The organism is Chitinophaga sp. 22308 (genome assembly GCF_052045305.1).
GTDB lineage: Bacteria > Bacteroidota > Bacteroidia > Chitinophagales > Chitinophagaceae > Chitinophaga > Chitinophaga varians_A.
Window position 1 is genome coordinate 23,419 of the sequence record NZ_JBQEOP010000010.1, and the last position, 19,408, is coordinate 42,826.

Genomic DNA, 19,408 nt, shown 5'->3' on the forward strand with positions numbered 1-19,408 from the left:
TAATATGTGCATAAAATACAAAAGCACAGGAAACATTAAAATGACATAAGTTCTGGTTACCTTTGCACGTTTTTTATCCAATTTTTGAACAACTATGTTAATCGCATTACAGGACATTACATTTGAGTTTGGGTCCAGGGTCATCCTGGAAAATTCCTCCTGGCATATTGAGCCGGGAGACCGCGTTGGCCTTATCGGATTGAATGGAACAGGCAAATCCACCCTGCTGCGTATTATCAACGGCGAATACTCCGTTTCCAAAGGAAGCGTTAACAAAAGCAAAAACCTGACGATCGGTTTTTTCAACCAGGACCTGCTCAGCTTTGAAACCGATGAATCTATCCTCACCGTAGGTATGATGGCCTTCGGCAAAGCGCTGGAACTGGAAAAGGAAATAGACAGGCTTACCAAAGAACTGGAACACGACCAGACAGAAGAGTTGCTGCACCAGTTCAGCGACGCCCTCCACGAATTTGAAGCGCTGGACGGCTACAACATGAAACACAAAACGGCACAGGTACTGGAAGGCCTCGGCTTTACCACCGCCGATCTGGACCGTCCCTATAGCGAGTTCTCTGGTGGATGGCGCATGCGCGTGCTCCTCGCCCGCCTCATCCTCCAACAGCCGGACGTGCTCATGCTCGATGAACCGACGAACCACCTTGACCTTCCGTCCATCGAATGGCTGGAACGTTACCTCGTTGGCTACAATGGTGCCGTGATCATCGTATCGCACGACCGTTACTTCCTTGACCGTATGGTAAACGGCATCGTGGAAGTGTACCAGCAGCAACTGCACCACTACTCCGGCTCCTATGCCGACTATGAAGTGGAAAAGGAACTGCGCCGCGAAATGCAGCAACGTGCCTACGATAACCAGCAGGACTATATCCGTCAGCAGGAAAGATTTATCGAACGTTTTAAGGCCAAAGCCTCTAAGGCCGCCCAGGCACAGAGTATCGCCAAAAGACTGGATAAACTGGAACGTGTGGAACAGGTGGACAGTGGCCCGTCTAAAATCAAGATCAACTTCTCCATCGATAAAACACCAGGTAAAATCCTGTGTACGCTGAACAATATCAGCAAAGCCTATGGCGATAACCAGATCCTGAAAAACACCAGCGCTGAAATCAACCGCGGCGACAAGATAGCCCTGATTGGTGCCAACGGTAAGGGTAAATCCACCCTGCTGCGCATCATCTTCGGCATGGAGCCCATGGAAGGCGAAAGAGTGCCGGGCCACAACGTGGTGACCAGCTTCTATGCCCAGCACCAGCTGGAGTCGCTCGACCTGAACAGCGAAATCCTGGACGAGCTGAAAAATTTCGGCTCCGGCCGCACCGAGCTGGAATTACGCCAGCTGCTCGGCTGCTTCCTCTTTACCGGCGATGACGTATTCAAAAAAATCCGTATCCTTTCCGGTGGTGAAAAAGCCAGGGTGGCGCTCGCCAAAACGATTATCAGTCAGGCCAACTTCCTCATGCTCGATGAGCCCACGAACCACCTCGACATGAACTCCGTGCAGATGCTGATCGACGCACTCGACAAATATGAAGGCAGCTTTGTACTCGTATCGCACGACCGTTATTTTGTAAGCCAGACAGCCAACAAAATCTGGGAAATCGTGGATGGCGAAATCAAGGAGTTTAAAGGCACCTACACCGAATATGAAGAGTGGAAAAAGAGAATGGCTGCCCAACAGGCGCCCGCTCCCGTAAAAGCCGCCGCTGACAAGAAAGAAACCAAACAGGCCGCCCCTGCCAGCAATAATAATGCTGCTGCCGCCAAGGGCGCCATCAACAAAGAGGTGCAACGGGAACTGCAAAAACAACAAAAACAGTTTTCACAGGTAGAAGGACAACTTGCCAGCCTTAAAGAACGTAAAGCCCGCCTGGAAGCCAGCTTAGGCGACCCGGCCACCTATAACGACCGAACTAAATTTGCCCAGGTGGAAAGCGAATACCAGGAAGTGCAGAAATTTATCGATAGGGCCAATGAACAATACGAACAGCTCTTCGAGAAAATCATGCAACTGGAAGCCAACCTGGTAACCAATTAGAAATTACGAATGACGAATTACGAATGAAGGGATTCCTTATATAGCGGTTGCTTAGTAACCTTTGGAAAAGAGGCCCTCAATTCGTAATTCGTCATTCGTAATTCGTCATTTCAAAAGTCCTATATGCAGAAAATACTGGTGGTAGAAGATGAGGTCAAAGTAGCCAATGCCGTAAAAAAAGGCCTTGAAGAAAACGGCTTCGAGGTAGATGTGGCCTACGACGGCCGCATGGGCAAAAGCCTTGCTGCCAGCAATAACTACGACCTTGTCATTCTCGATCTGAACCTCCCCCATCACAACGGCTATGAACTGTGCGAGGTCATCCGCCGGAAAAACAACCGTGTGCCTGTCATCATGCTCACCGCACTGGGTGGCGTGGAAGATAAAATGCAGGCGTTTGAGCTGGGGGCAGACGACTATCTGGTAAAACCCTTTGATTTCCGTGAGCTGCTGGCACGTATCCGCGTGTTCCTAAAGCGCGCCGGCTCTGAAGCGCCGCACAGCACCCAATACAAAATCACCATCGCCGATCTGGAAATAGACAGGGAGAAGAAGGAAGTCACCCGCGGCGGCAAAAAAATTGCCCTCACCGCCAAAGAATACCAGCTGCTCGATTTTCTGGCGCTGCATAAAGGCAAAGTGATCTCCAAACTCACCATCGCGGAAAAAGTGTGGGACATTGACTTTGACACCGGCACCAACGTGATCGAAGTATATATGAACTTCCTCCGTAAAAAGATCGACAAGGATTTCGAGCAAAAACTGCTGCATACCAAAACCGGCATGGGATACTATCTCTCCGAAGAGTAATCCTGCATGAAGATCAAATATAAAATAGCGCTGTATTATACGCTGTCGGCCTCCCTGATGCTGATCGCCTTTGCCGTGCTGGCCTATTATTTCTCTTCCAAATCCAGGCGTGCCGAATACCTCGAAAGGCTGGAATACCGCGCCCGCTCCATCGCCAATGTGATCATCGAAGACGGCAATGTAAAAGTGGACCTGCTGCGAAAACTGGACCGCACCACTTTCCAAGACCTTTACAAAGAGACGATCCTCGTATACGATCCCAGCTACGACCTGCTTTACAGCAACCTCAAAGACACCACCATCCGCACGCACCGCAGCCTGTTGGATTATATCAAACAAAACAAACTATACAGCAATATTAAAAGCAGCGGTGAACAGGTAGGCGTGTACTATACCGAAGGCGATGTGTCCGTGATCGTGATCGTATCCTCCTTTGACAAATACGGTTTCCAGAACCTCCAAAACCTCCGCCAGATATTGCTGATAGAGCTGATCACCGCTGTGGCGATACTGGTGGGCGTAGGCTATTTCTTCGCCCGCAAAATGATGGAGCCTATCGACAAACTGGTACAACAGGTAGATAACATCAACGCCAGCAATATGCAGGACGCACAGGTGGCCGTGAAAGGCAAAGATGAAATTGCCACGCTGGGTGCCAACTTCAACACCATGTTGCAGCGTCTCAGTGACTCCTTTGACCTGCAGAAAAGTTTCGTGAGCAATGCCTCCCATGAGCTGCGTACCCCGCTGGCAGCTATTATCAGCCAGTTGCAGGTGACGCTTTCCAAGGAGCGTACCAAAGAAGAATACCAGTCACTGCTGATTTCCGTACTGGAAGATGCTGAAAACCTGTCTGACCTGTCGAATGGACTACTGCAGCTGGCACAGTCAGAACTTAACCAGGAGCAGTTTGTATTTAACAGCGTCCGCATCGACGAGCTGCTGATGGACATGGCCAACCTGATACGGCTGAAACACAAGGCGCCCGCCAAAGTGGATATCCAGTTCGTCAAAGTACCGGACATCGACCTGCTGGTCACCTGTTTCGGGAACGAGAGCCTGCTGAAAGTGCTTTTCCTGAACCTGATAGACAACGCCTGCAAATTTTCTCCCGACAAAAGCGCGCATGTGTCTATCGACTTCTTCACCCAGTATATCACGGTGCAGATCAGGAACCAGGGCGCTCCGATCCCTTCCGGAGAGATCAATAAAATCTTCGAGCCCTTCTACCGCGGCGATAATGCCCATCAAACCCGCGGCCATGGCCTTGGCTTGTCGATCTGTAAAAAGATCGTGCAGATACATAACGGCCATATTACGGTAACTTCCACTGCTGAAGAGGGTACCACCTTCACCGTGATACTCCCCCACCTCTGAACAAATCTGCCATTAACTCATTTTTAATGCGTTTTTAATTTGTCTTAAAGCCGTCTTTAATTTCACTTGGGGAGCTTTGTGTCATAAAAATAGGCAATATGCGAACCAAGACGAGACTGATTCTGTCAGTATGCGTTGCCAGCCTGGGCTTTATTTTACCTATAAAGGCACAAACTCCTACCCGGACGGTCACCTTACAGGCCGTCGAGGATTCTTTCCTGGTCAGGAACTATGTACTGTTGGCACAACGTTATCAAATCGACGCCTCCAAAGCACTGGTGCGTCAGGCAAAAATGTGGAACAATCCCTCCTTCAGCACGGTATTGGGCTTCGGTAGCACCGATAAGTTCCAGCCTTTTAAGGTAGGCTCCGGAGGTGAAACACAGTATACCATTGACCAGCTGATACAGCTGGCCGGCAAACGCAACAAGAATGTGCAGCTGGCGGCCACCGCCACTAAAATGAACGAGGCCACCTTCGACGAACTGGTGCGCACGCTCCGCCTGCAGTTGCGTGAGAACTTCTTCACGCTCTACTACCGCCGCCAGACCGGTAAAGTGCTCAAAGAACAACTGGAAAACCTGCAACGTATCGTTGACGCCTATGTGACCGCGGATAAAAAAGGCAGTGTGGCCCATTCCGACCTGATACGCTTACAAGCCTTACAGGTAGGCATCGAGAACGATTATGCCGATCTGAAACAGGAAGAACTCGAAGCACAGAAGAACCTGCAACAGCTGCTGCATAGCCAGGATTTTTATGACGCCGTGGTAACACCCGCCGACCTCGCCGCCTACCGGCTGGACCATGTGGAATTATCGTCCCTGCTGGACAGCGTGGCCACTAATCGTCCGGACGTACGCATCGCTGCCACCCAATACCAGACAGCGGAACTGAACTACCGCCTGCAAAAAGCGATGGCCGTGCCGGACCTTCACGTAGGCGCCACCTATGATAAAAAAGGCAGCTACATCGATAACTTCGTGGGCCTCACGCTGGGAATAGACCTTCCGCTGTGGAACCGCAACCAGGGCAATATCCGGGCGGCACAGCTGCAAATAGGCGCCGGCAAACAACAACTGCAACAACAACAGTCCGTTGCCCAGACAGAAGTGATCAACGCCTATCAGCGCATCGTAGCGCTGGAAAAGCGTTACAAAAGCTTTGACCTGCACCAGTTCCAGGATGAGTTTGACACGTTGATTGCTGAAGTCGCCAAAAACTTCAGCAAAGGCAATATCTCCCTGTTACAATTCATCGACTATTTCAACAGCTATAGCGACAACGCTAAAAACATCAACAAGTTTTTATCCAACCGGGTCAACGCTTATGAAGAACTTAATTACGCCACAGGACAAGAATTATTTAAAAACTAAGCACATGAAACAGCCTATATTGATCGTTGGCTTTTCGCTGCTGGCAGCAGTTATCTGGAGTGGATGCAAACACTCACAGGCAGAAGATTCAGAGAAGAGCACATTTGTACTCAGCGATACCATGTTAAAAAATATCCGCATCGATACCGCCCATATGGTGCCCGTGATGAACGAAGTGCGGCTCTCCGGCAAAGTAGCCCCCAATGGCGGCAAGGTACTTAAAGTATATCCGCTGGTGAGTGGTTATGTGGAAGATATCAAAGTGCAGCTGGGCGACTATGTGCAGAAAGGCCAGGTGCTGGCCGTGATACACAGTGCCGAGATCGCAGACTATGAAAAACAACTGGCACAGGCCCGCTCCGACCGCGGCGTGGCAGAGAAAAACCTGAAAGTGGCGCAGGACCTGTATGACAGCCGCCTGAGCACAGAAAAAGACGTGGTGAACGCCAGAGGCGAAGTACAGAAAAACAACGCGGAAATCAACCGTCTCAACGACCTCTTTAAAATATACCGCAAAGGTAAAGGCGCTACCTACCTGGTGACCGCCCCCATCTCCGGATATATTATTGAAAAGAACATCAATAATAACATGGAGATCCGTACAGACAACAGCGCCAATATCTTCACCATCTCCGAACTGGACGATGTATGGGTAATGGCCAACGTGTTTGAAACAGATATCGCCAAAATCAAGGAAGGCTATGAAGCTGACGTGGTGACCGTAAGTTACCCCGATGAGCCCTTCCATGGCAAAATAGACAAGATCAATAATTTCCTGGACCCTGCCACCAAAACCATGCAGGTACGTATCCGGATCGACAACAAAAACATGCTGCTTAAACCGGAGATGTTTGCCACTGTATACGTGAAGTACACCGATCACGATGAGAAAATCGCCGTGCCTTCCGCCGCCGTCATCTTTGACAACAGCAAAAACTATGTACTGGTGTTCAAAGACAAATTCAACATCGCGGTAAGGCAGGTGGAAGTGGCCAAAACCTCCGGTGACCTGACTTACCTCAGCTCCGGCCTGCAGGCAGACGAAAAAGTGATCTCTAAAAATCAGCTGCTGATTTACGACGCGCTGAAAGACTAAGCTATGTCATGGCATAAAACACCAGCCTGGCCCTAAAGAAGAGGAATTATGAATAAATTCATCAGAAATATTGTCGCTTTTTCGCTCAAAAACAAACTCTTTGTTTTTATCGGCGTGGTCGTACTGATCATCGCAGGCGTGTTCTCGTTCCTGCACACGCCTATCGAAGCGTTTCCCGACGTTACCAATACACAAATCGTCATCGTTACCAAATGGAACGGCCGCAGCGCCCAGGAAGTGGAGCGTTTCGTGACCCTGCCCATCGAAGTGTCTATGAACGCCGTACAACGCAAGACCAGCGTACGTTCCGTAACCATGTTTGGTCTCTCTGTTGTAAAAATCATCTTTGAAGATGATGTGGAAGACTTTTTCGCGCGCCAGCAGGTAAACAATATGCTGGCAGGCATTAGCCTGCCCGAAGGCGCGGAACCGGAAGTACAGCCTCCCTACGGCCCTACCGGCGAAATCTTCCGCTACTATCTCAAAAGCAACAAACGCGATTCCCGCGACCTGCTGACCTGGCAGAACTGGGTCATAGACCGACAGATACGCAGCGTGCCCGGCGTGGCAGACGTAGTGGCCTTCGGCGGACAGGAAAAGATCTATGAAATCTCCGCTGATCCGGTACGCCTCGCCAAATACGACATCACGCCGCTGGAACTCTACCAGGTGGTGACCAAAAGCAACGTCAACGTAGGCGGCGACGTGATCGAGAAAAACGGCCAGGCTTACGTGGTACGTGGTATCGGCCTGCTTAACAGCATCTCCGATATCCAGAACATCATTGTACAGAATATCAACGGCGTACCGCTGCTGGTAAAAGACCTCGCCAACGTACATGAGTCTTCCGCCCCACGGGTAGGACAAGTGGGCCTCGATAAAGCCGACGACCTGGTGGAAGGCATCGTGGTGATGCGTAAAGGTGAAAACCCGTCTGAAGTGCTCAAACGCCTGAAAGATAAACTGAAGGAGCTCAACGAAACCGTGCTGCCGGACGACATCAAAATGGAAACCTTCTACGATCGTGACAACCTGATGGAGTTCTGTACCCATACGGTGATGCACAACCTCGCGGAAGGGATCATTTTCGTGACAGTGATCGTGTTTATTTTCATGGCCGACTGGCGCACCACAGTGATCGTGTCGATCATCATCCCGCTGGCGCTGCTCTTTGCCTTCATGTGCCTGCGCATAAAAGGCATGAGCGCCAACCTGCTCTCCATGGGCGCCATCGACTTTGGTATCATCATAGACGGCGCCGTGGTGATGGTGGAAGGCATCTTTGTGATGCTGGACCACAAAGCCCATAAATACGGCATGGAGCGGTTCAATAAGATGGCCAAGCTGGGATGGATCAAACAGACCGGCGGCGAACTGGCCAAAGCCATCTTCTTCTCCAAACTGATCATTATTATCTCCCTGATACCAATCTTCTCCTTCCAGAAGGTAGAAGGTAAAATGTTCTCTCCGCTGGCGTGGACACTGGGCTTCGCGCTGTTGGGCGCATTACTGTTCACCCTAACGTTGGTGCCTGTACTCTGTTCTATCCTGCTCAACAAAAACGTGAAGGAGAAAAACAACTTTGTGGTGAACTTCTTCGACCGCATTGTCACCAACGGGTTCAACTGGACCTACCGTAATAAACGCCTGAGCCTCACCTGCGCCCTGGCCTTTATGGTGGTGACCTTTATGTCTGCCAAGTTCCTCGGTACAGAGTTCCTGCCCCAGCTCAATGAAGGTTCTCTCTGGGTTACCACCGAGCTGCCCATGAGCATGTCGCTGACAGAGAGCACCCGCATGGCCCACAGCATCCGTGAAGACCTGGGCGGTTTCCCTGAAGTGAAAAGAGTGCTGTCGCAGGTAGGCCGTTCCAATGACGGAACCGACCCCAACGGCTTCTACTTTGTGCAATACCAGGTGGACCTGCTGCCTAAAGATGAATGGAAACGCAAGATCACGCAGGATGAACTGATTTCGCAGATGGAGAGCCGGTTAAAAAAATACCCGGGCATTATCCTCAACTTCTCTCAGCCTATCAGCGACAACGTATCAGAAGCTGTGGCCGGTTTTAAAGCCGCCAATGGCGTGAAAATATACGGCGCAGACCTGTCCCAGCTGGAATCACTGTCACAACAGGTGATCACACAGCTGAAAACAGTGCCCGGCATCAAGGACCTTGGCGTAATACGGAATATCGGTCAGCCAGAGATGAGCATTGACCTGGACAACAACAAGATGGCCCAGTATGGCGTATCTACCGGCGACGCACAAGCCGTAATTGAAATGGCGATTGGTGGTAAAACCGCTACGCAATTGTATGAAGGCGAGAAAAAATTCGATATCCGTATCCGTTATGACGCCAACTACCGCAAAAATGAAGAAGACCTGGCCAATCTGATGGTGCCTACTATCAATAACAACAAAGTGCCGCTGAAAGAAATCGCGGAAATAAGGACCATTACCGGCCCGGCATTTATTTACCGCGATCTTAATAAACGTTTCATCGGTATTAAGTTTTCCGTGCGTGACCGTGACCTTGGCTCTACCATTAGCGAAGCACAGCAAAAAATTAATAAAGTCATCAAACTGCCTAAAGGGTATAGTGTAGGGTGGACCGGTGAGTTTGAAAATCAGGTACGCGCCACCCAAAGACTCGGTCAGGTAGTGCCTATCAGCCTTGTCGCCATCTTCATGGTGCTGTTTATTATGCTGGGTAATGTGAAAGATGCCGGACTGGTTTTAATGAATGTTCCTTTCGCACTAATAGGGGGAATTCTCGCTTTGCACGTTACAGGTATGAACTTCGGTATTTCTGCCGGCGTAGGGTTTATTGCCCTGTTTGGTATCTGTATCCAGAATGGTGTTATTCTGATTTCAGTGTTCCATAAAAACCTGCAGGCTAAACTCGATCTGAACGAGGCTATTAAGCTGGGGGTCCAGAGCCGTATCCGGCCGGTGGTGATGACCGCGTTGATGGCCGCTATCGGTCTTGTGCCCGCAGCACTTTCACATGGTATTGGTTCCGAAACACAGAAGCCGTTGGCCATTGTGGTGATTGGAGGTTTGATTACCGCGACCGTATTGACATTGCTGGTGTTCCCGATTATTTTTTACCGGGCATATAAAAACAATACAGCCATATAAAGATATTATATCGCCTTCCGGCGGATGATCGACCGGGAGCAGATCAATTTTTAGTTCGCATATAGGTTGATAGAATGGTTATGAAAAAGGAAAAGGCCGGACGACGGTCCGGCCCATACTGATTTTATAATTATATCTACTCCGCCCTGCCGAGAGGAAACAACGCGGGGCGGATTTTTTATTTTATTCTTTTCCTGCGGGATTTGTTGAACATAAGTCCTTTGTCGACTCCTTTGCGCAAGGCAGCTTTTTCTTCTTCCGGCAATGCATGCACGTCTTTGCAGGCATCACTGCAGCAGCCATTATATTTTGCGGCGCAGGACCCGCACTGAATAAATAAAAGGTGACAGCCGTCATTTAAACAGTTGGTGTGGGTATCACAAGGTTCCCCACATTGATGACATTGGCTAATAATATCCTCACTTATTCTTTCTCCCAGGCGGTCATCAAACACAAAATTTTTGCCTTTAAACTTAATGGGCAGTCCTTGTTGTTTGGCTTTGTTCGTGTATTCGATAATGCCCCCTTCGAGGTGGAAAACATTTTTGAATCCGTGGTGCAACATATACGCAGATGCTTTCTCGCAGCGGATTCCCCCTGTACAGTACATGATGATGTTTTTGTCTTTCTGGTCTTTCAGCATGTCTACCGCCATAGGCAGCTGATCGCGGAAAGTATCAGAAGGAACTTCGATGGCACCGTCAAAATGTCCGACTTCATATTCGTAGTGGTTACGCATGTCCACGATCACCGTTTCCGGGTCGTCCGTCAGTTTGTTGAACGACTGTGCATCTACGTACCTGCCCCGGTTGGCCATGTCGAAGGTGGGATCTTCAATACCATCGGCCACAATTTTTTCCCGTACTTTGATTTTAAGCACGAAGAAAGATTTTCCATCGTCGTCCACGGCGATGTTCAGACGGATGCCATTTAGGAAGCTGACCGCATAGAGCGTTTCGCGGAATGCCTCAAAATGATGTTCCGGTACGCTGATCTGCGCGTTGATCCCTTCATGGGCCACGTAGATACGTCCGAAAACATCCAGTTTAAAGAGGGACTCGTAGAGTTGATCGCGGAAAGCCTGTGGGTCTTCAATTTTCGCGTACTGATAGAAGGAGACGGTGACGCGTTTAAATGTTTCCAATAATAGCCGCTTCCTGAGCTCGGCGGCGGAGACTCTGTTGTGTAATACCATTTTGTTTGAAATTTTAGGGACACTTGCCTTGTGAACAAAATTCCAATCACTACCCTGGTCCTCCCAGGTGGTTGATCGATTCGTCTTAAAAGTATGTCAATGACGCCTGTTTTTTGTCAGGCTGCGCAAAGATAGGCAAAAGCCGCGGGAAATGAAGCGGAAACAGGTGGGAACAGTCGTACAGGTATCACGCATAAGCGAAATACCATATCTATAAATCCTTCAAAAGTGTGGATGTATCAGTGCCAAGAGCTTTGGCTACTGCTTCCAGTGTACTTAAAGTTGGATTGCCTTTTCCGGATTCAATGGTCCATACCTGGGAGTAGGCAATGCCGGCGGTATCAGCAAATTCGCGTGTACTCAGGCCTGTTGCCTCACGCAGTTCCCGGAATCTTTCACCAAATCTTTTGGACAGTTCTTCGTTGCGGACACCATTCATTCGCACAAATTCAAGAAAAGGTGTAAAATTATTGACTTGATATATCAAGTCAATTGAAAAAAAATATTATATTCGGTTATCTTTGCCTCCCCAAAAAATATTACGAGGCATCGCTTTTTTGACCTGTCCAGCCGACCAAGCAAAGGGATACAGGAAAGGAAGCGAGCCCGCCACCTTAGTGCGCGGGCTCTTCTTTGTCTGATCCCGTCTTGGTCGGCTGGCAGCAAGGATAGAGTTCCGCGCTTTTTTTCTGCGCGTTGCTAAACCCCTGACCCAAATCAATATCCCATGGAAACCTGTCAGCATAAACGCTACAAAATATTTTGGGTAGATGATGATCCCTTTTTTCTGAACTGGATAACACCACAGGTAACAGCCTTTGCCTGCTTCACCATACAGACCTTCGATAATGCCCGGGGCGCGCTGGAACAGCTGAAAAGCACCCATCCGGACATTATACTGACCAATCTTGTAATGCCTTATATGTGCGGGCTGGAGATGATCGCCACTATCCGTTGCAAAGACACGGGCATTCCGATCGTGGTGGTGACTAACCGGTTTCAAAAAAGCGACAGGCAGGCGGCCCTGGAGGCAGGCGCCAACTCATTCCTCTGTAAAGCGGGGATCAATGGACTAGCCATCAGGGCCGGCATATGGCCCTACCTGGCATGAAGACATTCATTTTTTTTCACAGCATGCCCCTCGTTTGTCTAAACCAGGGTTTTTTCATAATCCTTATTAAATAACAGAACGCAAAACGCCGGATATCTATCCGGCGTCTTTTATTTTACAGCTGTGATGTCTCGGCCTTCCTGCCCCATTCGTACAGGCGACGCAGCAACAACCACGCGATAGCGCTGATAATCAATATGTAGCCAATAAATCCGCATGTCCGCCATTCCACTGCGCCAGGCAGTTCATTGATTTCAGTGACGTAAGCAGCGATGGCCAACAGGATGCCCGTCATTAATGCCGTCCAGGCTAACTTTTTCATTGCATTGGTTTTCAGGGTAATGGTTAAAATCCCACTTCAGTGTGATAAAATCCACAAAAAGTGTATCTCGTTGGATATCAATTTTACAACAGATGGTCACTGCCAAATGTTCACAAAGTGTGAAAAATTTAGTTATGGATTTATAACTATTTGATATTTATTGTATATATCTTTGCTATTAAGTTACGAACCCCTAGTTGGCACCCTTTTTGAAAATATCGTTTTGACAAAAAATTGATTAACCCGAAAATGTTATGTTATGAGTATTTACCTTACTTACTTTATGTACGCCATCGTTGGCATCTGGGTCTACAGACTGTTGGCTTATTTCTTCGATGAACGCAAAGAAATGAGAAGCAAAAAAAGATAGGCTATGAAGAAGACATCGGTAATTTGGTTATTTGGAAATTTGGTTATTTGTTCTCCCCAATAAAAAGCCAGTCCAAATAACCAAATATGTTGTCAACGCCCCTACTGGTCCAGCTTTATTAAATTTCCGAACACCCCTCCCATTCCCACTCTGACGCCTATACGTGTATTGTCCTGGCTCTGATAACCGGCCACCACATCTACCCTGAGCACTTTCAGAATATTTTCCAATCCGAGGAACGCTTCCACATAATTGTTTTTATCATTTACATAAAACGCATTGGAACCAGCTACCAGATTCCATTTCAGCCTGTTCAGCAAAGGTATTTTATTGGTCAGCAGTCCATTGAAATGGTGCTCCACATTGGCTGTCATAAAAAACGGCGCTGTAGTGCTATAGCGATAATACGGCGCTAACTGGAAACTGTTCAGGTATTTGGTATTGTAAAACGTCTGGTTGCCATTGAAGTGCTGAAAGTCCGGTATCTGTACATTACGGTCATTTAGGAAACCGCCGGCAGTAACACGGTAACGGAATTCACCAAACAGTTTGAAGTTCATATTGTCAAACACCGATAACTTCCATTTGTCGAAATCCACCACACTGTTGCCCACATTTGGAATGCCTTTGCTGTAGGCCAGTTCAAAGGTCGGATATTTGGAGCCCAGCGGCATCTTGCGGTCCGGCAACTCCACAAACTGTTGCCCCGGCTGGTAACGGAAACTCAGGTCCACAATAAAGGCCTGGTGCCGTTCAAACGGCACCTGCGCCAGTTCTTCCGGATGATTGGGCGTAAACTGCTTTTTATCGTTTTTAAAAAAGGTAAAGTCTGTGGTATTCTCTACCGGGATACGGCTTTCATAACGCACACCGGCAGTTAACCGGTCGTTGGTCTGAAACGTGCGGCTGTAGCGCAACTGGCCAAACCAGTTTTCATACAGTTTCATATAGTTCTCTTTCAGCAGCAACGTATAAAATTCATTGGCGATGTTATCGATCGGGTTATCCTGGTTGAACTGACTGACACGTTTGCCACCGCCCAGCGTCCAGTCGTTGCGGCCATAACGCTGGCGCACGCGGCTATTGGCGCTATAGGTCAAAAACGTATAAGCGTTGAGGTGAGTATTGCTCAAACCGTAACGCACATACGGAGATATCCGTAGTTGCCGCTCCTCTCCCAGGTTCAGCTGCAGCCGCGGTTCCAGCGCCAGCACCAAACCTTCCACCGTATTATATTTAAGGGATTTGGCCAAACCGTTCACATACAACGTATGCGACGCAATAGCGCTGTCACGGCGGAAATACAACTTGCGGTTAACACCGCCCCACAACACGTCCATTACCTTCACCGGCTTTTGTTTTTTACGCAGCGAATCCAGCGTATTGCCGTTCATGGCCGCCAGCCTGTTGGCGCGGGCAGTGCTGTCTTTCTGATGGTAATCGCGGGACTCGGCCTCCTCCAGGGGCACCGGCCGGATACTGTCCCAGTACACTGCTTCTTTTTTATCAAACGCGGAATCGTATTTCAGGAAAGTGTTGTCAAAGTACTTCGGCCCGAAGTTCGGGTGCAGGTTGTAGTCCGAATATACGTTCACGAAATTACCGACCATACCGAAGCCGAATTTATCGACCGACATATACAGTACCTGGTCTTTAACGCGCCATACCTCGCCGGACACCGGCACATGCGTTTGACGGATACGCAGCGTATCCATCAGCTCCAGCTGGTATTCGCTGGTTAGTACCAGGTCGGTGCTATGAATGCGCCAATCGCCGTCGGTGATAAAGATATAGCCGGCAAACAGCGGCTCCTGCTTTCTTTTAGGGATCACCTTTATCTTATTGACCATACGGCCGTCTTCCAGGAACTCGCCCTCGAGCCGGTATTTGTAGTATGACAGCGCATTTTGTGAAATGGGTGAGATATAACCTCTGGGGCCCATCTGCGTGATAACGGCAGATACGTTATTATCATAAAAGCTGATGAAAGCCGGGAAACTCATACCGAAGCCACCGCCGCTCTTACGGTCGGAGATCACTTCCAGCTTCAGTTTATCCGGCATACGGGAAGAAATTTTAGTCACCGATTCCGACAGGAATACCATGCCTTTACCAGCACTGTCCACTCCCATGTCTTCCTTATCGATTTTTTTGCCCAGGAACTTATTGGGCGTACCAGTCATTCTAATGGTGCCTTTGATATAAGACATACAGGTGTATTCCTGGACCTGTTGCTGATAGAAAGCCCTTTTTTTGATGGCCTGCCGGATGATGGCATAGGCGGGGTCTTCGCCTCCTGCTTTCACCACGACCTCTTTGATCTGAAGGTTGACAGGCGACAGCGTGAAGTTGACGACCTGGGGAGTAAGATCGACCTGAATTACTTTCTCCGTCTTACGGTAACCGATATACTGGCAAACGAGTGTATGTTGACCGGATGGTACGTCCAGTTGGTACTGGCCGGCAGCGTTGGTAGTGGTACCGGTCGTGGTCCCTTTTATCAGAACGGTGGCAAAAGGTAGCGGGTTATTTTTGTCATCGGTCACCAAACCTTTGACAATAGCGGCTTCACAGTAGGTAGTAAACAGGAGTAAAAACAGGGTCGGTAAGTATTTCATCATATCTCAAAAATAACTACCAGGTATGTACGCAAATGAAGCACCTACCGTTTTACCACAAATTTAACAGCACATGATAAGCTAGGACACGATCTTCCTGGGAGCCCGGACAAAGGCAGCGCTGCTGGCTGCGAAACCGGCCACCAGTCCGCCAATGAGCGCACTGATAACTCCCAGTAACGGCGCGCTGCGCACCTGCAGGATCATTTCGCTCATCCGGTTGGCCAACAGGTGGTCGTTGCGTACATCCATATAAAATGCCAGCACCAGCCACAGTATGAACACAGAGAGGAACGCACTGAAGAAGGACTTGCCAGGAGACAACGGCAGCACCAATGTCACGACAAAGGCCACCAGGGCTACGCTCCACCAGGGAAGCACAGTGCCCGCCAGATACGCCAGTACAAGGACCAGCAAAAAATGAGAAAAGGATTTCATAATTCTAATATAACAAAATATCTTAAATATTCATTTGTGTTTTAAGCGGTATAACTTTCTTAAGCTGTCTTAAGAAGAAATCCTGGAATGGTAAATACCTTTGTTATCGCTCTGCATTACATCACTATCCATTTAAACAGTTATGAAGTCTTCAGAAGAAAAAATAACAGCCTGGTTTTTACGTATAGCCCTCAGCGCAGGTTTTTTGTCCGCCGTGGCCGACCGGTTCGGACTTTGGGGTGCGGCACATTCCGCCTGGGGCAACTGGGACAAGTTCCTTCAATACACCGCAACCTTGTTGCCCGGTATCCCGGCACCGCTGGTTTCCATTGCCGCAGCGGTGGCAACAGCCCTGGAACTGCTTTTCGGCATATTGTTGTTGGCCGGCTTCAAAACCCGGCTGGTAGCGCAAGGCAGCGGTATTTTGCTGATATTGTTTGCGCTGGCGATGACTTTTTCAAAAAGCATCAAAGCCCCGCTGGATTTTTCCGTATTCTCCGCAGCCGCAGCGGCTTTCGCGCTGGCCGGTTTATACAGGCAAAAGGTATAGGTGAACGAAAGGCCATAAATGACAATGCCCGGAGCGCAGGCCCCGGGCATTATTGTATAGATGCGTTGATAGCTACAGGGCGCTTTTTTCCAGTGCCTGTTTTATGTCCGCTAGGATGTCATTTACGTTTTCCAGTCCGACGGAGATGCGGATCAGACCCGGCGTGATGCCTACGTTGGCCCTTTCCTCATCGCTCAGTTTGGCGTGCGTGGTGCTGGCCGGATGGGAAGCGATGCTGCGGCTGTCGCCCAGGTTGGCTGTGAGGGACAACAGTTGCAGGGCGTTGAGGAAACGCACACCGCTTTCAAGGCCGCCTTTCAGTTCAAAGCATACGATACCGCCGCCGCCGCTCATTTGTTTACGGGCGATATCATGCTGCGGATGGCTTGCGAGGAAAGGATATCTCACGCCGCTCAGGTGTGGATTGCCTTCCAGCGACTGTGCCAGTTTCAGTGCGCTGGCAGCATGGCGTTCCATGCGTACGTGCAGTGTTTCCAGGCTTTTGCTCAGTACCCATGCATTGAAGGGCGACATGGCCGGGCCGGTGCTTCTGCAGAAGGTATGTATTTCTTTGATCAGTTCTTTTTTACCAACGATAGCGCCGCCCAGTACACGTCCCTGGCCGTCGATCCATTTGGTGGCGGAGTGGGTAACGATATGAGCGCCTGCTTCGATAGGACGTTGCAGCACCGGTGTGGCAAAACAGTTGTCAACGTTGAGGATGACATTATGTTTATTGGCGATGCCGGCGAGGTACGCCATATCGATGATTTCCAGTCCGGGATTGGAAGGCGTTTCCACGAAGATCATCTTTGTATTTGGTTTGATCATCGCTTCAATGCCGGCGGGATCGTTGACATCGAAATAGGACCATTCTATCCCCCATTTGGGCAGGAACTTAGTGATAACAGTATGTGTGGAACCGAAGATAGAGCGGGCGCTCAGCAGGTGGTCGCCTGCTTTCAGCAGGGCCATGAAGCTGGCGAAAATGGCGCTCATGCCTGAAGCCGTGGCATAACCAGCTTCCGCGCCTTCGAGCGCGCACATCTTCTGGACAAACTCGTCCACGTTGGGATTGCTGAAGCGGCTGTAGATATTAAAATCTGTTTCATCCGCGAAAGTGGCCCTCATTTCTTCTGCATTATCAAAGCAGAAGCTGGAAGTCAGGAACATTGGTGTGGAATGTTCCATTTCGTTGGTACGTGCCGTCTGAATTCTTACCGCATTGGTTTCCGGATGGTATTGCTTGTTATTGCTCATGGACATGGTGGTTTCTCTCCGTTATTAAGCGTTCAGTTTCACTTCCCAGGTCAGTTTGGTGTTGGCCTGACGCAGCGTTTCAGCGACGGAGCAATATTTGTTCATCGACAGTTCCACTGCGCGGGCAGCTTTATCAGCGTCGATGTTTCCGGTAAAATGAAATACGATGTGGGCTGTTTCCCATAAAGACGGTTCTTTGCCTTTTTCCCTCTCCGCTTCTATTTCAATGCGGAAATCCTTCACTTCCTGGCGTTGTTTTTTCAGGATCATCAGCACATCAATGGCAGAGCAACCTCCGAGGCCCATGATGACCATCTGCATAGGTCTTACTCCGTTGTTCTTCCCCCCGTTTTCCAGGGATGAATCCATCAACACTTTGTGACCGCCTTCATCAACGGCTTCCATGTTGAAACCGTCGTCTACTCTTTGTAATGCTATTTTCATGATTAGGTGGGTTTCTTCCAACAAAGATAAATAATTCAATTACGAATTACGAATTAGGAATTACGAATTGAGGGCTGTTTCACGGAAAGGTCCGTTAACAGCCGCCCTGTAAAAGAACCCTCCATTCGTAATTCCTAATTCGTAATTTGTAATTCCTGATTGGTATTGTAGATTTGCAAAAATTTTGGATTATTGTCTGCACAGGTTTTTTACAGTAAAGCACCATTCCGGCTGGAGTCCGGCCAGGTATTACCTGAATTACAGATCGCTTATCATACTTACGGCACCATGAATGCTGACGGCAGCAATGTGGTATGGGTATGTCATGCATTGACCGCCAACAGCGACGTGGCTGACTGGTGGAGCGGCCTTATAGGCCATGAGCGGGTAATTGACCCGGCCCGGCATTTCATTGTGTGCGCCAATATTATCGGTTCCTGCTACGGCAGTTCCGGTCCGCATACTGTAAATCCTGCTACCGGCGAGCCCTGGTACCATACCTTTCCGGCCGTTACCATCCGTGATATGGTGCAGGCGCACCGCCTGTTACGGGAACACCTGCAGATACAACAGATAAGCCTGCTGGTGGGTGGTTCCATGGGCGGTTACCAGGTATTGGAATGGGCGTTGACAGAACCGGAGCGCATTGCCCGTCTGTTCCTGCTCTGCACCGGCGCCGCTGAAAGCGCCTGGGGCATTGCCATTCATACCGCGCAACGCCTGGCCATAGAAGCCGATGCCAGCTGGCAGGACCCTGCGCCCCAAGCCGGCGCACGCGGCCTCAAGGCAGCAAGGGCCATCGGCATGGTCACTTATCGCAACTACCAGACCTTTATGCGCACGCAGTCTGATCCTGACAAGGAAAAGACAGACCATTTCCGCGCTTCCTCCTATATCGATTACCAGGGCGATAAACTGGTGAAACGTTTCAATGCCCAGTCCTACTGGCTGCTCACCAAAGCCATGGACAGCCATAACATTGCCCGCGGCCGTCATGAAGATATCACCACTTCCCTTTCCCATATACAGCAACCGGTATTGCTCATCGGCATCAGCAGCGACCTGCTCTGTCCTCCCGAAGAACAACGCCTGCTGGCCACCTATCTGCCTGATACCGTTTATCATGAAATAGACTCCTCCTATGGCCATGACGGCTTCCTGATCGAGTTTGAGAAGATCGGGAAGATATTGCAGGATTGGCGGTAGCCGGCTCTCCCGGGAAATATTTTCAGTTTCGC

The 19,408-nt window shown here is 49.4% G+C and carries 16 protein-coding genes; 9 read left to right on the forward strand and 7 right to left on the reverse strand.

Annotated elements, in window-relative coordinates; genetic code table 11:
* The first annotated feature begins 94 nt into the window (after nucleotides 1–94).
* The 6 genes from ACTJJS_RS30910 to ACTJJS_RS30935 all read left to right on the forward strand — a co-directional run bounded on the left by ACTJJS_RS30910 (nucleotide 95) and on the right by ACTJJS_RS30935 (nucleotide 9,862).
* A complete protein-coding gene (locus ACTJJS_RS30910) occupies nucleotides 95–2,059 on the forward strand; it encodes an ABC-F family ATP-binding cassette domain-containing protein (RefSeq protein WP_440667652.1) in 1,965 nt (654 codons plus the stop codon).
* 123 nt (nucleotides 2,060–2,182) lie between these two features.
* Nucleotides 2,183–2,869 carry a response regulator transcription factor gene (locus ACTJJS_RS30915; protein ID WP_078673032.1) on the forward strand — a complete coding sequence of 229 codons (687 nt, stop codon included), beginning with the start codon at nucleotides 2,183–2,185 and terminating at the stop codon, nucleotides 2,867–2,869.
* A 6-nt stretch (nucleotides 2,870–2,875) separates the two neighbouring features.
* The gene (locus ACTJJS_RS30920; protein ID WP_440667654.1) at nucleotides 2,876–4,246 is read left to right on the forward strand and encodes a sensor histidine kinase; all 1,371 of its coding nucleotides are present in this window, start codon (nucleotides 2,876–2,878) and stop codon (nucleotides 4,244–4,246) included.
* A 98-nt stretch (nucleotides 4,247–4,344) separates the two neighbouring features.
* Nucleotides 4,345–5,622 (forward strand): TolC family protein, encoded by a 1,278-nt coding sequence (locus tag ACTJJS_RS30925; RefSeq protein WP_440667656.1) that lies wholly within the window; start codon nucleotides 4,345–4,347, stop codon nucleotides 5,620–5,622.
* 4 nt (nucleotides 5,623–5,626) lie between these two features.
* Nucleotides 5,627–6,718: an efflux RND transporter periplasmic adaptor subunit gene (locus tag ACTJJS_RS30930; protein WP_440667658.1), complete on the forward strand. Its 1,092-nt coding sequence runs from the start codon at nucleotides 5,627–5,629 to the stop codon at nucleotides 6,716–6,718.
* Between the two features lie 48 nt (nucleotides 6,719–6,766).
* Entirely contained in the window at nucleotides 6,767–9,862 is a 3,096-nt protein-coding gene (locus ACTJJS_RS30935) for an efflux RND transporter permease subunit (protein WP_440667660.1), read from the forward strand.
* 178 nt (nucleotides 9,863–10,040) lie between these two features.
* Here the strand turns inward: ACTJJS_RS30935 and trhO are convergent, their stop codons facing one another.
* Both trhO and ACTJJS_RS30945 read right to left on the reverse strand, forming a co-directional pair.
* Nucleotides 10,041–11,057 carry an oxygen-dependent tRNA uridine(34) hydroxylase TrhO gene (gene trhO, locus ACTJJS_RS30940; RefSeq protein ID WP_440667662.1) on the reverse strand — a complete coding sequence of 339 codons (1,017 nt, stop codon included), beginning with the start codon at nucleotides 11,055–11,057 and terminating at the stop codon, nucleotides 10,041–10,043.
* A 211-nt stretch (nucleotides 11,058–11,268) separates the two neighbouring features.
* The gene (locus tag ACTJJS_RS30945; RefSeq protein WP_440667664.1) at nucleotides 11,269–11,496 is read right to left on the reverse strand and encodes a helix-turn-helix domain-containing protein; all 228 of its coding nucleotides are present in this window, start codon (nucleotides 11,494–11,496) and stop codon (nucleotides 11,269–11,271) included.
* A gap of 288 nt (nucleotides 11,497–11,784) precedes the next feature.
* On the opposite strand from ACTJJS_RS30945, the gene ACTJJS_RS30950 reads away from it, so the two are divergent.
* On the forward strand, nucleotides 11,785–12,168 hold the full coding sequence (locus ACTJJS_RS30950) for a response regulator (RefSeq protein ID WP_440667666.1): 384 nt from the start codon (nucleotides 11,785–11,787) through the stop codon (nucleotides 12,166–12,168).
* A 115-nt stretch (nucleotides 12,169–12,283) separates the two neighbouring features.
* On the opposite strand, the gene ACTJJS_RS30955 is transcribed toward ACTJJS_RS30950, so the two are convergent.
* From ACTJJS_RS30955 to ACTJJS_RS30965, 3 genes are all read right to left on the reverse strand, one after another.
* The gene (locus ACTJJS_RS30955; RefSeq protein ID WP_440667668.1) at nucleotides 12,284–12,490 is read right to left on the reverse strand and encodes a hypothetical protein; all 207 of its coding nucleotides are present in this window, start codon (nucleotides 12,488–12,490) and stop codon (nucleotides 12,284–12,286) included.
* A gap of 471 nt (nucleotides 12,491–12,961) precedes the next feature.
* Complete coding sequence (locus tag ACTJJS_RS30960; protein WP_440667670.1) at nucleotides 12,962–15,481, reverse strand: DUF5686 and carboxypeptidase regulatory-like domain-containing protein; 2,520 nt, start codon at nucleotides 15,479–15,481, stop codon at nucleotides 12,962–12,964.
* A 78-nt stretch (nucleotides 15,482–15,559) separates the two neighbouring features.
* Nucleotides 15,560–15,916, reverse strand: a complete 357-nt coding sequence (locus ACTJJS_RS30965; RefSeq protein WP_343746541.1) for a hypothetical protein — start codon at nucleotides 15,914–15,916, stop codon at nucleotides 15,560–15,562.
* Between the two features lie 142 nt (nucleotides 15,917–16,058).
* Here ACTJJS_RS30965 and ACTJJS_RS30970 point away from each other — a divergent pair, with 142 nt between their 5' ends.
* Nucleotides 16,059–16,466: a DoxX family membrane protein gene (locus ACTJJS_RS30970; protein ID WP_440667672.1), complete on the forward strand. Its 408-nt coding sequence runs from the start codon at nucleotides 16,059–16,061 to the stop codon at nucleotides 16,464–16,466.
* Nucleotides 16,467–16,538: 72 nt separating this feature from the next.
* On the opposite strand, the gene ACTJJS_RS30975 is transcribed toward ACTJJS_RS30970, so the two are convergent.
* A complete protein-coding gene (locus ACTJJS_RS30975) occupies nucleotides 16,539–17,726 on the reverse strand; it encodes an O-succinylhomoserine sulfhydrylase (protein ID WP_440667674.1) in 1,188 nt (395 codons plus the stop codon).
* Nucleotides 17,727–17,750: 24 nt separating this feature from the next.
* Nucleotides 17,751–18,170, reverse strand: coding sequence for an OsmC family protein (locus ACTJJS_RS30980; RefSeq protein WP_343746539.1), 420 nt, complete (start codon nucleotides 18,168–18,170; stop codon nucleotides 17,751–17,753).
* A gap of 192 nt (nucleotides 18,171–18,362) precedes the next feature.
* Here ACTJJS_RS30980 and metX point away from each other — a divergent pair, with 192 nt between their 5' ends.
* Nucleotides 18,363–19,376, forward strand: a complete 1,014-nt coding sequence (metX, locus tag ACTJJS_RS30985; RefSeq protein WP_440667676.1) for a homoserine O-acetyltransferase MetX — start codon at nucleotides 18,363–18,365, stop codon at nucleotides 19,374–19,376.
* Nucleotides 19,377–19,408 lie beyond the last annotated feature (32 nt).

What these genes read in the sequence shown, in the direction of transcription:
- ACTJJS_RS30965 (WP_343746541.1), bottom strand. Translation starts at nt 15,916, where the DNA reads ATGAAATCCTTTTCTCATTTTTTGCTGGTCCTTGTACTGGCGTATCTG.
- ACTJJS_RS30935 (WP_440667660.1), top strand. Translation starts at nt 6,767, where the DNA reads ATGAATAAATTCATCAGAAATATTGTCGCTTTTTCGCTCAAAAACAAA.
- ACTJJS_RS30955 (WP_440667668.1), bottom strand. Translation starts at nt 12,490, where the DNA reads ATGAAAAAGTTAGCCTGGACGGCATTAATGACGGGCATCCTGTTGGCC.
- ACTJJS_RS30950 (WP_440667666.1), top strand. Translation starts at nt 11,785, where the DNA reads ATGGAAACCTGTCAGCATAAACGCTACAAAATATTTTGGGTAGATGAT.
- ACTJJS_RS30930 (WP_440667658.1), top strand. Translation starts at nt 5,627, where the DNA reads ATGAAACAGCCTATATTGATCGTTGGCTTTTCGCTGCTGGCAGCAGTT.
- trhO (WP_440667662.1), bottom strand. Translation starts at nt 11,057, where the DNA reads ATGGTATTACACAACAGAGTCTCCGCCGCCGAGCTCAGGAAGCGGCTA.
- ACTJJS_RS30925 (WP_440667656.1), top strand. Translation starts at nt 4,345, where the DNA reads ATGCGAACCAAGACGAGACTGATTCTGTCAGTATGCGTTGCCAGCCTG.
- ACTJJS_RS30970 (WP_440667672.1), top strand. Translation starts at nt 16,059, where the DNA reads ATGAAGTCTTCAGAAGAAAAAATAACAGCCTGGTTTTTACGTATAGCC.
- ACTJJS_RS30960 (WP_440667670.1), bottom strand. Translation starts at nt 15,481, where the DNA reads ATGATGAAATACTTACCGACCCTGTTTTTACTCCTGTTTACTACCTAC.
- ACTJJS_RS30915 (WP_078673032.1), top strand. Translation starts at nt 2,183, where the DNA reads ATGCAGAAAATACTGGTGGTAGAAGATGAGGTCAAAGTAGCCAATGCC.
- ACTJJS_RS30980 (WP_343746539.1), bottom strand. Translation starts at nt 18,170, where the DNA reads ATGAAAATAGCATTACAAAGAGTAGACGACGGTTTCAACATGGAAGCC.
- ACTJJS_RS30975 (WP_440667674.1), bottom strand. Translation starts at nt 17,726, where the DNA reads ATGAGCAATAACAAGCAATACCATCCGGAAACCAATGCGGTAAGAATT.
- ACTJJS_RS30945 (WP_440667664.1), bottom strand. Translation starts at nt 11,496, where the DNA reads ATGAATGGTGTCCGCAACGAAGAACTGTCCAAAAGATTTGGTGAAAGA.
- ACTJJS_RS30920 (WP_440667654.1), top strand. Translation starts at nt 2,876, where the DNA reads ATGAAGATCAAATATAAAATAGCGCTGTATTATACGCTGTCGGCCTCC.
- ACTJJS_RS30910 (WP_440667652.1), top strand. Translation starts at nt 95, where the DNA reads ATGTTAATCGCATTACAGGACATTACATTTGAGTTTGGGTCCAGGGTC.